Annotated in this window: 9 protein-coding genes; all 9 read right to left on the reverse strand. The window is 43.2% G+C overall.

Annotation, left to right across the window (positions count from 1 at the left end; all coding sequences use genetic code 11):
* Nucleotides 1-78: 78 nt before the first annotated feature.
* The gene (locus tag BM090_RS05960; protein WP_091509127.1) at nt 79-1,164 is read right to left on the reverse strand and encodes a PorP/SprF family type IX secretion system membrane protein; all 1,086 of its coding nucleotides are present in this window, start codon (nt 1,162-1,164) and stop codon (nt 79-81) included.
* A gap of 3 nt (nt 1,165-1,167) precedes the next feature.
* Nucleotides 1,168-3,033, reverse strand: coding sequence for an Ig-like domain-containing protein (locus BM090_RS05965; RefSeq protein ID WP_091509131.1), 1,866 nt, complete (start codon nt 3,031-3,033; stop codon nt 1,168-1,170).
* A 238-nt stretch (nt 3,034-3,271) separates the two neighbouring features.
* Entirely contained in the window at nt 3,272-4,048 is a 777-nt protein-coding gene (locus BM090_RS05970) for an RMD1 family protein (protein ID WP_091509134.1), read from the reverse strand.
* A gap of 62 nt (nt 4,049-4,110) precedes the next feature.
* A complete protein-coding gene (locus BM090_RS05975; RefSeq protein WP_091509138.1) occupies nt 4,111-4,329 on the reverse strand; it encodes a hypothetical protein in 219 nt (72 codons plus the stop codon).
* A gap of 28 nt (nt 4,330-4,357) precedes the next feature.
* The gene (locus BM090_RS05980; protein WP_091509142.1) at nt 4,358-5,632 is read right to left on the reverse strand and encodes a replication-associated recombination protein A; all 1,275 of its coding nucleotides are present in this window, start codon (nt 5,630-5,632) and stop codon (nt 4,358-4,360) included.
* An 89-nt stretch (nt 5,633-5,721) separates the two neighbouring features.
* Nucleotides 5,722-7,035, reverse strand: coding sequence for an amidohydrolase family protein (locus BM090_RS05985; RefSeq protein ID WP_091509145.1), 1,314 nt, complete (start codon nt 7,033-7,035; stop codon nt 5,722-5,724).
* Nucleotides 7,036-7,105: 70 nt separating this feature from the next.
* On the reverse strand, nt 7,106-8,266 hold the full coding sequence (locus BM090_RS05990) for a methionine aminotransferase (RefSeq protein ID WP_091509151.1): 1,161 nt from the start codon (nt 8,264-8,266) through the stop codon (nt 7,106-7,108).
* Between the two features lie 161 nt (nt 8,267-8,427).
* A complete protein-coding gene (locus BM090_RS05995; protein WP_091509153.1) occupies nt 8,428-10,203 on the reverse strand; it encodes a T9SS type A sorting domain-containing protein in 1,776 nt (591 codons plus the stop codon).
* Nucleotides 10,204-10,317: 114 nt separating this feature from the next.
* Nucleotides 10,318-13,596: a T9SS type A sorting domain-containing protein gene (locus tag BM090_RS06000; protein ID WP_143083886.1), complete on the reverse strand. Its 3,279-nt coding sequence runs from the start codon at nt 13,594-13,596 to the stop codon at nt 10,318-10,320.
* Nucleotides 13,597-13,803: the final 207 nt, after the last annotated feature.

Here is a 13,803-nt window from a genome sequence, read left to right on the forward strand (position 1 = left end):
CTATGTAAAGTTGTCTGCCTCACGTTCTTGATGTTCAACTAAGGTTAGTATGTGTCTGTGTTATAACACTTTCAAGGTTTAGTACAAAGGAGATGAGAAACGTTTACGCTTTCGTTTCTTGGGATCGTATTTTTTAATGGCCAAAGAAACCTCGTAAGCTCCCGTCGTACCTGCATTGCGATACAGGTTAGAGCGGTTCATATCGTAGCTAAAACCAAAATTAAAATGATTGTTACGGATATTGATGGAATAAATAAAGGAGTCTTCCACACGATACCAAACGCCCACGTGTATGGAGGTTCTGATTTTGTTATTGCTCAAATTTTTATATCTGTTCCAAAGCATATAACCAAAATATCCGCCCACATTTATCTGTTGGTCAACGCCTTGTTTCATCAAAAGGACGTTGGGAGAAAACACCGTATTTTTGTAAATACTCCATTCCAAACCGCCATGATATTTGAACAAAATCGGTAATTTGTCTTTCACGCCATCTACAGGAGACTGATTTGGCATGTTGATATGCGCGACAGAAATGCCCGAATTGGCACTAAAACCTTTGAGCAAATAATTACGCATGGGGTTATAAAACCACACCGCCCCCGCCGTTACGTCAGGATAAATTTTGGTGTCTTGGTACTGATCTTCCGAAACAGGAATGGAAGGGTCGTAACCCATAAAAGCATTGTAACTTTCGCCCCAACGCAGATTGTCAAAATTGATGGCTTTTTGAATAAAACCCACTTGCAGCCCATACGAAAGCCTGTGATATTTATCTTCGGAAAGATTCAGATTATAAGCCGCCGAAACGTTGAATGCAGTAGTTTTAAAATTTTTGTATTGGCCAGCCACATCACTAAACACACTCGCCCCGATGCCGCCGTAGTGTCCATCACGTTTGCCTTTCCAGTACAGCGGATAAATGGCCGTAAGTTGCAAGGTAGTGAACGCGGAATTGACGCTTTTCCACTGCGTGCGGTAATTACCCGAAAAAGTAAGGTCTTGTTCATGGCCTGCCAACGCAGGATTGGTATAAAGTGGTACGGTATTGTATTGCGAAAAATGTAAATCTTGTGCCTGCAAAGGACTTTGTGTCCATAGCAAAGCCGCTGCCACCGCACAACTGACTATCCTAAAAAATCGTTTGGTAATGGTTAATTTCATAGATTATCGGATAAGCGTGATAGTTCCTGTTTGGTCAATTACTTGCCCATTACTAAAAAGTCCTTTCAAAATGTAGGTGTAAACGCCCAATTCTTGGTCGCCACCGTTCCAACCGCTTTGATTTATTTCGTCAAAATTGGCTGTTTTATAAACCATTTCCCCCCAACGATTATATACCTCAAATAAAAAGTTAGTATTGCTCACGCCATACGCGTAAACTTTCAAGGTTTTGTTTTCTTGGCTGTTGGCTTTGGGAGAAAAAGCATTTGGTACATAAATAACTTGTACGCGTTTGACCAAAATATTTTTGCGCAAAGAATCTTCGCATCCTCCTAATTTCTTGCCTTTCAGGGTAATAGAAAAGCCGCCTTCTTGGTTGAAGGTATGTGTAATAACAGTACCTGTATTACGCGTTTCGTCATCTGTAAAATACCAAGAATATTCATCGGCATCAGGTGCTGTTACCGAAAGTTGAATCGTTTGACCCACTACCACCGAATCAGGAATATTGGCAGCCAAAGTCATGCCTTGCGAAATTGTAACGTTCGTTACCAAGCTATCCACTGACTTACAACCAACACTTGATATTTCTTTTACTGAAATAATTCCCGTCCCAACCGTTGCAGGCCAAAGTACATCTACTGAATTAATGCCTCCAGATAGCACTGTGCCATTTTCTACTTTCCATTCATAGCTTGCTCCCAGCGTCGGCGTAGTAACAGTATAGGTTTGGCTACTGCCCACACAGACATTTGTCGAACCAGTCAGGGCGGTAGGTACAGCAGGAATCGGCGAGACAAAAGCCGTTACCATCGTGCGGTCGGAACTTTCGCATCCGCCAACCACCGCAGAAACCAAATAACTGGTAGTTGTGGTGAGTAATGGCGTAGTGTAAGTCGCGCCTGTCGCACCTGCAATCAGCGTACCGCCTGCGGTGTACCAACGATATTCTGTGGCTGCACTGGCCACTGTCAGGACGACAGTCCCCGAACCACAAACCGTGTTATTAATACCCGTCGGAGCTGGCGGTAATGTCGTACAACCTGCCGTAGTAGTAGCACTTACCAATGACGAGGTAACCGTATCGCAAGGGACGATGGCCCGCGCCTGAAACGTAATTGTTTGACCACCAGATAACCCCGTAACATTATAAGCCGTATCCAAAGCAGAAGGCGTTACATTTTGCCAACCGCCACCGTTTACATTCATTTGGTAAAGCAAAATATTTTGTTGGTTTTGCCAAGCAAAAGCCACCGACGATTGCGTAACTGAAAAAGTAACATTCGGAACAGTCGCCGCACGATGCAGCAAGGTTGGTGCAGGGTTTATAAAAGTTGCTCCCGAATAAATACTTTGATTTTGAAAATTGTTGATAGCCCCCACGCCTTGTTGGCCTACGCGCCATTGCAGCGCGGCAGTAGCCTTACAATCCTTGATTTTGAAAAAAATACGGGCAATCAATGCCGAATCTGTGGGAACTTCGATGCCCGAAAGACCAGTGCCAGTGCGTTGGCGAATCTGTAAGTTTACAAAATTGGCTTGCGGACTACGCCCCAAAAGCATCGGCAAATATTGTGTAGCATCGCCCCCTTGTGCAGTGTTATTACTCCAACGACCTTGTACACTAATGCCCATCCCTCCCACGCTACGCGCCGTATCGAGTTGAGCAGGATTTATATTGATCAAAAAGTTAGAGTTTCCGAATGTAAAAGTAGTTGCAGTTGTGCGCAATGAAAACACATCAACAAACAGTGTATCAGCATTTTGCGAAACCTTTGGTCTCATTTCTAACCGATAACCTACTTGCGCTGATGCCGCACCGATCATTCCCCACAAAAACAAACTCAGTAAGTAATAGTATTTTTGCATAATCTCGAATCGCAATATTGGGTTGATAACGGATTCTAATGTGAGTCTATCCGCCTAAGGCTATTTAACCTCAGTCAGTAGCCTACAAATGTAATATTTTTTGCCATAATTCGACAATTAAACAAGTTTTTTATACAAATCATTATACCAAATACTACCAATAAGCAATCTATTTTTCTTTGGTTTTGTTTAGTTTATTGAAAATAACACAACATTTTATTGTTTTTCAAAAAATATATTACAGTAATTTACTGATAATCAAGTCTATTACTTCAATCAGAATCAATAAAATAACAATCCATTCTAGTCGCGAACTTTCCCGATTTTGTGAAAGTTCGGTAAACAAACGTAGGTTATCTTCCACGATTTTTAGCTCATAATCCAGCTCCCGAAAACGCGTTTTAATATCAAACATTTCTTTGAGATTGTTATCTACTTTTTCCAAATATTCGTTTTCCCAAGTCAAGTCTGGCGAGTTAAAAATATATAAATTATCAAAGATACTATTCTTGATATTGAGCGTTTTACCAATAAATTTTATTAGATTTTTTTGAGAAATTTTAATACGACCATGTTGTTCCAAATCTTCCGTAAACTTCTTGGTACTTTCTAAGATTTGGTTTCCTAAAGTTTCGTAAAAGTCCATCGCCACCGACTGCGCAATATTGAGCATAATGATACGCACGATATTTTCGTCCACCGACGGAAGTCGCAAAGAACTGTACCCAAACGTAGGCTTTGCTTCTGGTGTAATTTCTATGATTAAATCTTCCTTAAATTCGGTTTCCACGGGCTTTTCGGTGTAGGAACGCAGAAACTTCAAAAAATCACTTTTTTCTATGTCGTTATAGTTCACAAAAACGACCGTTCCGTAATTGAACACGTGTACATATTTGCCATGTTCTTGTACATAATAAAGCTCAAAGCTACTATTTGAGAAAGGCTTTGCCGTAAAATCTGCCTTAAATTTTCGTATGTTAATCTGCTCGGCAACTAAATATGCTTCTATTTTCATCGCGGTAAAAAATAAGTCAGGGTGCGGCGCAAGTTACGCATTCAGAGCAGATAAGCACTTGATTATAATAGTTTATTTTCTTTATATTTCTGATAACTGCGGAACAAACGCCCTAAACCGTAGAGCATCAGCAACCCCGCAAAAACCCAATGATAAGGTGCGGCAATCAGCTTGGCCGCCTTGGGCGAAAACACAAAAAACAAGCCCACGCCCACGTACACCAACGACATAAAAATCCCGAACACAAACACGACAATAGAGAGTAATGGCAATTTTTTCATTTTGAAATTTTCTTAAATAAATTATATTTTAATATCCGTATTTATCGTTCCAAAGTTTGCGCAATTGCATTCGCATTTCGTTTTCGCGCGGGTTGTTGGCTGGTTCATACAATTTTTTGTAGGAAATAGCATCGGGTAAGTATTGTTGCACCGAAAAATGATTTTCGTAATTGTGCGAATACTCGTAATTTTTGCCATAACCTTGCTGCTTCATCAGATTCGTAGGCGCGTTGCGCAAATGCAAGGGCACAGGCAAATCTCCCGTTTGGCGCACGAGTTGCCGCGCCGTCTTGATGGCCATGTACGAGGCGTTACTTTTGGCCGAACAAGCCAGATACACAGCCGTTTGCGACAAAATAATTTCGGCTTCTGGGTAGCCCACAGCCGCCACCGCCTGAAAGCAATTATTCGCCAAAATCATGGCCGTTGGGTTGGCGTTGCCGATGTCTTCGGAAGCCATAATCAGCATTCGGCGGGCAATAAATTTGAGATTTTCGCCCCCTTCGAGCATACGCGCCAACCAATAAACCGCCGCGTTGGGGTCTGAGCCGCGCAACGATTTAATAAACGCCGACGCAATGTCGTAGTGCTGTTCGCCGACTTTGTCGTAACGCGCCGTTTGGGTTTGGGCTACGTGTTGCACCAACTCGTCCGTAATTTCTACGGTGCTGCCCACGTCGGACATTTCAACCACCAACTCAAACAAATTCAGTAACTTACGCGCATCTCCACCCGACAGCAACAGCAATTTATCAGTTTCTTTCAGGTGAATAGTAAATTGTTGTAACCACTTGTCTTGGGCAATGGCTTGGCGCAAAAGTTCCAGCAAATTTTCTTCGGTAAGTGCTTCTAAGACATAGACTTGACAACGCGAAAGCAACGCCGCATTCACTTCAAACGAAGGGTTTTCGGTGGTTGCGCCAATGAGCGTAATTTGGCCTTTCTCGACGGCTGCCAGCAACGCATCTTGTTGGCTTTTATTGAAATGATGAATTTCGTCAATAAACAAAATCGTGCGTTTGCCCGTCTGCTTGGCACGCTCTATCACTTCGCGCACGTCTTTCACGCCCGTACTCACGGCACTGAGCATCTGAAACGGCATTTTTACTTGTGCCGCGATGATGTTGGCCAGCGTGGTTTTACCCACGCCAGGAGGCCCCCAGAAAATCATAGACGGCACAATACCACTACTAATCACACGACGTAATACGCCATTTTCGCCCACAAGATGCGCCTGTCCCGTAAACTGCTCCAACGAATACGGGCGCATTCGTTCGGCTAACGGCAATGATGGTTCAAACATAAGTAGCTAATAATGAGCAAGATAAAAGTGTTTTTGAAGTATTATATAAAAAACAACGTGTGTGATGTCAATTTTATGCTTACCAAAAATTATTTGGCGTATTTGTCCGAAAATTTCTTGAACAATGCTTTTTGTTTGTTGCTCAAATCAATTTGGCGGCCTTGAATGTAAGCCTGTACCACATTGTTGGTACGCACGTCGAGCAAATCGCCATCGCACACCAAAAACGTAGCATCTTTGCCCGCCTCCAAGCTACCGACACGCGCATCAATGCCCAACACTTTGGCAGTGTTCAGGCTGATAGCGGCCAATGCTTCTTCTTTTTCCAAACCAAACGCGGTAGCCGTTCCCGCCTGAAACGGCAAGTTACGCGCTTCGCTGGCTTCTTGGTTGCCTTCCATGTCTATGCAATACAAAACGCCTGCTTTTTGCAACAACGACGGCAATTTGTAAGGCAAATAAACGTCTTCGTCGTCGGATTCGGGCAAGCGGTGCATACGATTAATAACCACTGCTACTTTGTTATCTTTCAGAAAATCAGTGATTTGATAGGATTGAGAGCCGCCCACCAACACGATTTTCTTTACTTGTTTTCCTTTCGCAAACCGAACCGCTTCCATGATGTCTTTGGCTGCGTCCGTGTGTACAAACAATGTTTTTGAGCCATCAAAAAGCCCTTGCATGGCCGCCAATTTTAGATTTTTGACAACCTCTTTTTGGTTTTTATAAGAAATGGCATCATCAAACAATTGGCTGAGTTCGGCTACATTTTTATCATGAACTTTATTTTGTTCCACGCCCCCTGGTTCTGCCCACCAACCCGTTCTGCGAAAAGACGCAGGCCAGTTGATGTGTATGCCGTCGTCGGCTTTGTAAGTGGCATCTTCCCAGTTCCACGCGTCGAGCTGCACGATAGACGACTGCCCCGAAACCAACCCGCCACGCGGCGTAACTTGCGCCATCAAAACGCCATTGCTGCGCACGGTTGGCGTAATGTCAGAGTCTGTGTTATAGGCAATTAAAGCCCTTACGTGCGGGTTCACTGCGCCCACTTCCCGAAAATCCAGTGTAGCGCGTACGGCCTCAATTTCCGAAAGCCCCAGTGTAGTATTGGGCACGATAAGACCTGGGTAAATATGTTTGCCTGTTACATCTACAATCTCATATTTGGCTTTTTCGGATGTCTGAATCGCGTCGGCAATCACCGTCAGGCGGCCATTTTCAAAACCCATTAGCCCATTTTCGACTACGCGTCCCGTAGCCGTGTGAATGGTCGCGCCCACCAACAAAAGTGGTTTGGATTGCGCAGGCGCAGGACTTGGCACTTGTCCGAAGCTCAGGGCAGGCCATGCCGCCATTAGAGCCAAAATGCAGGTTTTCAGCGAGTTTGTCGTTTTACTCATATTCGTTTTGCCTAATAATTCACGAAAATACTAAAGTTATCTATCATTTTTGCAGAAAGCAAGCCCCAATCTAAAACCTTTGGGGCAATTGGCGCAAACGCTCGGCGGCTTTTTCTAAGGTTTCATCATCTTTGGCAAAACAAAAACGCAAGACCTTATCTTGTTGTTTGTTGTGATAAAATACCGAAACAGGAATGGCCGCCACCCCGATTTCTTTTACGAATTTTTCGGCCAAAACCGTGTCGGATTCTTGGCTTATTTTTTCATAATTAAGTAGCTGAAAATAAGTGCCTTGTGTGGGAATAATTCCGAAGGCCGAGCCTTGCAACAAGCCTACAAATTTGTCTCGTTTTTGTTGGTAAAAACTGGCCAACTGCGTGTAGCGCGTCGGTTCTTGCATATATTCGGCAATGGCGTATTGCGTGGGCGTATGCGTAGAAAAAGTAAGGTACTGGTGGATTTTCCGAAACTCCGCACTAAAAGCCTCTGGCGCGAGGCAATAGCCGACTTTCCAGCCCGTCGTGTGGAATGTTTTTCCGAAAGAAGAAACAATAAAAGCCCTTTCGCGCAAGGCTTCGTAGCGGCTCACGGACAAATGCGGCCTTTCGTCGAAACTCATAAACTCGTACACTTCATCACTGATAATAATAATGTCCGTATCTGCAACCAAAGCGGCGAGCGTATCCATGTCGGACGGTGTCCAGACGTAGCCCGTCGGGTTGTGGGGCGTGTTTAGAATAATGGCGCGTGTTTTTGGGGTAATCGCGGCACGAATTTGCGCCCAATCTGGCCTGAAATCTGGAGCTTGCAAAGCCACAAAAACTGGTTTGCCACCGTTGAGTTCGATGGCGGGCACATAGCTGTCATAACACGGCTCTAACACAATTACTTCATCTGTTGGGCGCACAATGGCCGTAATGGCCGCATAAAGAGCTTCGGTTGCCCCCGACGTAATCGTAATTTCGGTATCAGGATTATAAATGGCAGCGTATTGCGTGGCCACCATTTGGGCGATGGCTTGCCGCAGAGCAGGCACACCGAAAGTATGCGCGTATTGGTTTTGGCCGCTGCGGGCGTACTTGTTGAGCAATTCGAGCAAATAGGCATCGCACGGAAAATTGGGGAATCCTTGCGATAAGTTAATGGCCTCGTATTGAGCCGCCAACGCGGACATAACACTAAAAATGGTTGTGCCAACTTGTGGCAATTTGGTGCGAAGAGTTACTGACATTTTGGGAATAGAATAATTTTTGAAAAGGAAAATCTATTTGCAAAAAAGCAATTATTCCCCAAAAGGCAATACATTTCAAAGCCGAAACATTTTTGAAATAAAAACAAAAAGTCGTGGCACAACCCCGCACCACGACCCCGAAAAACATACAAATCAGCTGTTTATTTCACTACCGACACTTTCCGCACACCAAGCGGCGCACCGTCGGCATAGACTTGCAACACATACATTCCTGCCGCCAATGGCGCAGTGTTCAGCCGCAACGTATCGCCTGTGAGGGACATTTCTTGTTCAATTAGCACTTTGCCTGTCCCGACTTCGCTCATGCGTACCACCGCCGACTTACAAGCCGAAGGCAAACCGTAGTTTACACTTACGCTGTTGCTGGCTGGGTTTGGGTAAGCCTCACCCACAAACACGCCTTTCTGTACGGGCTTATTGCCTACAATGCCTTGCGGCGTAACAATCGCTGTGAGCGTATCCTTACAACCCCAAAAATTCGTAATCACGAGCGTAACAGGCAAGCCGTTAGGGTGTGCCGAAGGGCTAATCTGCATATTGATGGCCGTGTCGATACTTACCGTGCTGCCACCAATTAGCCATTGGCAGTCCACGCTATCTTGCAAGGCCATGCCCGAATTGGAAGTGTTATAGAGCCGCAAAGTATCGCCTACCCAAGAACCTGTAAAATTCGCCTGCAAACTATCCGAACAATAATCGGAAGGCTGCAAAAAATCCGCTACGCCTGTGTATTTGGCCATGTAATAGTCGCCATATTTTACTCCCACCGCCATCAAATCATTATTTTCGGTTACTATCAAATCAAGAGGCTGAGAACCAACATCTGCGGGATTAATATCTGGCGCGGGATTAGGCTCTGCAAAATATTTACGCCAAAGCTCTTGGCCTGTGCCTAACTTTACTTTCGCCATAAATACCGCCTTATAACTGCCTACATTAGGAATGGTAACATTTTTTTGACCCATCATAATCACAGAGGTATCGCGGGCTTCAATGGCACGGATATACCCCCCAGCAGTATCAAAACGAGACCATATTGTATTAAAATTTGCATCTGTACGCGAGATATAGGTTAAATAACCACTACCCGTTCCCGAAGTATCCAATGCTCCCTTTACAATAAAGCCCCCGTCACGTAATGGCCAAGCGGCTAGAGCCATATTGTCCATCACAAATATATTTTTCTTCTCTAAAATGAGGCCGCTCGGTAAGTCTATGTACAACATTCGATTATTATCAAAAAAATCTTCATTGTAATCTATACATAAACGATTGTTCGGATACAAACCCGTAGAGAGAATACCTTGATTGCCTGGCATCGTATAGATTTGTTGCCATACCAAATTGCCTGAACCATCTACACGCATGGCCATCAAATCCCAATCAAAGCAATTACTTAACACTTTTTCCACTCCTCCTGCGATGACAAAACCGCCATCGGGCTGTGGATACACACCTTCACACCTGATACCAACACAGCCTTTCATAAATTCGCGATGCTCCAAGATTTGCCCCAAGCTATCCACCAAAAATACCCCGATGCCATGCGTGTCCTCTGGTAATGTCGCTTGTCTAAAAAAAACAATTGCCCAATAATTGCCATTGAGAGCTGGAGTTACTCCCCAACCTTCTGATTCCTGATAATAATTCACAAAGTTCTGATGCCAAAGTGTGTCGCCGTTACTGTCTTTAAAGGCTAATATTTCTGTAGTACGAGTATAGGTATTGGTAGTTGGGTTAAGGCAATAGGCATAATCTGAAACGCCTACCCAAAAACGTTTACTCGGGCTTAATGTGGCCGTACGAATGCTTTGAGATTTGGGCAAAGGGTAGGTATTTTCCCAGACCAATGTGCCTTGCCCATAGCTAAATACATAGCTACTGAGCAGTAAGAAAAGAAGGATTAGTTTTTTCATGAGATGGTGAAGATTAAAAACAACCCCACCTAAATCCTCCCCGAAGGGAGGACTTCAAGTACCACTCCCCAGTGAGGAGGTCGGGTGGGGTTGAGTCGTTGGTTTTGAATGAAATTATTTAATCACCGCTAACTTACGGCTTTGGACTACTTTGCCGTCCAGCAATAGCACATACGGATAAATACCAGAGGCCAAACGGCTCAAGTTTACGGTTACGTTGCCTTCGGTTTCTTGTAAGGTTTGGGTAAAGACCGCCTTGCCCGAAACTGGCGCGTACACCACGATTTGGGCTTTACCTACCGCCTCTTCGGGTAATGTGTAGCCTATTTGCGTTTCGTAGGCAGCAGGATTAGGGGCACTGTTCCCCAAAGTGGCCTGTACTGATGATGGTGCTGCTTGGCGGTTAAGAATACCCGCTGCTGTGCGGCAGGTGCTATTGGTTGCAGTTAGGTTGCTACATTCAGGGAAGGAAACTGAAGTCCCAGCTACACTGCTTGTACTACCTACATCTTGTACATTCTCATTTTTATATCTTCTGTACTCAATATCAGACGCTAAAGAGCTATTAATAAAGGTAAAGTTCGTGGGAAAAACAAGATTACTATGAGACCTCAGATTACGCACCTCATTGCCGTTAGGGATATTTACGCCATTATTTGAAGGGTCTTCGCAGCCCCCTAAAGTAGATACATTGTTAATAAAGTCATGGTTTACTTTCATATTCCCTTGCAAACGGATACCTGTGCGGGCAAGGCTGGTCGTACTCACAAAGTCGTTGCAGCGAATACCCAAACTCACATTGCTGGCATCTGTGCGGTTGATATGGATACCTGTTAGGTTGTTGGTAAAGACCACATTGTTAATCACATAAGAGCCTTTTGTACCTTCTAAAAGGATGCCATTACGGAGGTTGGTAAAATAATGAGCCCCTCTATACTCACCTGTATCAGTTGCTGCTATGGTCGTATTAATAACGAAGTTACAACCCATATTATGACCATAATAACCTGTCTCTCTGAAAGTCCACTCGCCTCCATATTCAATTTGCGTTGCGCTTGAGCCAGTAATTGTTAGACTTCTAAACTTATCTGTATAATCATAGTTAGTTGTATTAGAGGCATAAATACCAAACACATTCCCATAATCCATAAGAGTAGCCTCATTCCCAACACCTTTCACTATACTTTGCATACCAATTTTCTGACGTTCCGCACGGATTTGAATAGTACCCTCGTAGTTGGTTGGCAGATAACAAGATCCATAATTACCTATATGAATATTTACACCATATTGGGTTGTGTAAGAATATCCATCTGTAATTGCTATTGCACTTTCAATCTGTCCGTTGGTATGCCAAACCGCCGCTATTTTATTGTTCTGAAAAACACAATCAGTATAATAAAAAGTTTTTGAATCAGAGGAAGGATAATATATTTTATAATCATGATTCGTAAAACGAATACCATACAACGCATTGCGGAATAAATTAGAGCTAAATGAAGTACTTGCTGTATAGACATAGACACTGTCATTATTTCCAATATGGGTATGCGTATAGAACCCTGCATTGTTATATGGGAATAACATAAATTCTTGTTCACTATCAAAAATATTATTTTTAATCGTTCGATTATTGATATTACCCCCATAGTATAGCCTAAATCCTTCTGTACCAGCAAATTGAATACTTTTCAGGTTATTCAAGAAAGATGTACGACAAATATCTGCTAACATCCCATTTTTTAGCACCAATCCACTATAACTATCTCTAATAATTGCATTTGTACCAGCATTAGTAGAAGGGTTATTGTCCTTTCCTGTGCTACTTCTTGTTTTTAAAAGACCTGTTCCTTTTACAATGATGCCACCCCACATCGTGTTACAAGCAGCCCGAAGTGTACAGCCTTCCAATACAAGCGTACCACTTGCCAGCGTAATATACGAACCAGTTACAGAACGATTCAGTTTCTCTGCAGGGCCATAAGGTTGTGAAATTTCAATCGGGCTAGGATCACCACCAGTAATAGGTGTTTGGGTTGCTACCCCCACTACTCTAAACTCAGTGGAGGTAAGTGTAGTAGTTCCTGATAGATTCAGTGTAATATCACCAGCTACCAAATACTTATTAGTAGGCGAAGTCGGCAATGACGTATAAGTAGTGTTAGTACCCGCCGAACCTAATACCGTAAATTGGCTTAAATCAAAACCGCAGCAATCCAGTACATTTACGGTTTGCGTAAACTCCTTCGTGCAGCCCTGTGTATTCGTAATCACTAATTTTACTTGGGCGTTGCCGACTCCTGCAAAACTCAGGCTTGGACTCGCACCCGTATAAGTAGATGTCGTGCCGTTGGCGTTGGTTACTGTCCATGCATAGCTATAACCCGCTACATTGGTGGCACTGGCTGCAAATGGCGTAGAAGAACAAGCAACAGTGTTAGACAAAGTCATGGTAGCTGAGATAGGCGACAAATCCACTGTATAAGGCGCAGAAGTTACGATACAACCCGTAGCCGTTGTACAAGCTACTGTATAGTGGCCGCTTTGGGTCGCTGTATATTGTTCGGTAGTGGCACCATTGATAGCTACGCCATCATTATACCACTGAAAGCCTGTATAATATGCGTTTCCTGTTGTTTTCAATTCAACAAAATCACATGTTTGATCCAAAGGAAAAACAGGAGCATCTGCTTGCTTTATAGAAGTACGCAGTATAGCCATACCATTATTCCAAAAACCACAATTATTCGGGAAATTTATATAAGCCAAATAGTTGCTGCCAGGCTCATTCGTAAAATTGTATGGTGCCTGATTAAAATTTATAGTCGTAGGTAAAGGCCCTGTTAGATAATAGTTCACCTGTTGGTTATTGGAGTATTGTATTGTAACAGTATAGGAACTAACAGGAGCCTGCCAAGCTGGTATGGTAAGATTGGTCGTTATTTGTGCAGGAAACATTCCATTATCACAAACCAAATATTCATATGGATACTCTGCCGCTACAGAATGCGAAAGAATTGTTATAAAAGGATTAAAATCATATGATGACATTGTTGCGCTACCAACGCTTACAGTAAAAAAATTATTAGCTAGTGACGAAGCTACCTCATCTGTGCTACTGGCCACTATTTTATACTGAAATGCTCCATCAGGCAACGAATTTGCTGCAATGGTAAATTGGCCGTTAGAACCAATAGAAGGCAAATTACTATAAAAATCGTACGATAAAGTAGCAGGGTTTTGCTTGAACAACTTCACATAAAACGTTCCTGCTGAATAAGTATTTTCACATTCATCTTTCACCACGCCATAAATGGCTGTGCCAGAGGTTTGAGCATAAACACTTACGGCCATTGCCATACACAGCAACAGCAACATTGTAATTTTTCGCATAAAAGGAATTTTTGATTTAAATTTTTGAAAATGAGACTTTACAGGCAAATAATTGTCTGCGGGGGGGGGGGCATAACATAATACACCCATCTTGGATTTGATTGGTTTTTGTCATAAAGATGACGTTTTAGTTTTAAAGAATATAAATATAAAAAAGAGTTGTAATAAGATATAGTAGTAAGTAATTCGGTTCTAATACAAATGAGC

The sequence above is a fragment of the Flexibacter flexilis DSM 6793 genome (assembly GCF_900112255.1).
In the GTDB taxonomy this organism is placed as follows: domain Bacteria; phylum Bacteroidota; class Bacteroidia; order Cytophagales; family Flexibacteraceae; genus Flexibacter; species Flexibacter flexilis.

Coding starts and splice junctions, on each gene's coding strand:
- BM090_RS05960 (WP_091509127.1), bottom strand. CDS start 1,164: ATGAAATTAACCATTACCAAACGATTTTTTAGGATAGTCAGTTGTGCG.
- BM090_RS05965 (WP_091509131.1), bottom strand. CDS start 3,033: ATGCAAAAATACTATTACTTACTGAGTTTGTTTTTGTGGGGAATGATC.
- BM090_RS05970 (WP_091509134.1), bottom strand. CDS start 4,048: ATGAAAATAGAAGCATATTTAGTTGCCGAGCAGATTAACATACGAAAA.
- BM090_RS05975 (WP_091509138.1), bottom strand. CDS start 4,329: ATGAAAAAATTGCCATTACTCTCTATTGTCGTGTTTGTGTTCGGGATT.
- BM090_RS05980 (WP_091509142.1), bottom strand. CDS start 5,632: ATGTTTGAACCATCATTGCCGTTAGCCGAACGAATGCGCCCGTATTCG.
- BM090_RS05985 (WP_091509145.1), bottom strand. CDS start 7,035: ATGAGTAAAACGACAAACTCGCTGAAAACCTGCATTTTGGCTCTAATG.
- BM090_RS05990 (WP_091509151.1), bottom strand. CDS start 8,266: ATGTCAGTAACTCTTCGCACCAAATTGCCACAAGTTGGCACAACCATT.
- BM090_RS05995 (WP_091509153.1), bottom strand. CDS start 10,203: ATGAAAAAACTAATCCTTCTTTTCTTACTGCTCAGTAGCTATGTATTT.
- BM090_RS06000 (WP_143083886.1), bottom strand. CDS start 13,596: ATGCGAAAAATTACAATGTTGCTGTTGCTGTGTATGGCAATGGCCGTA.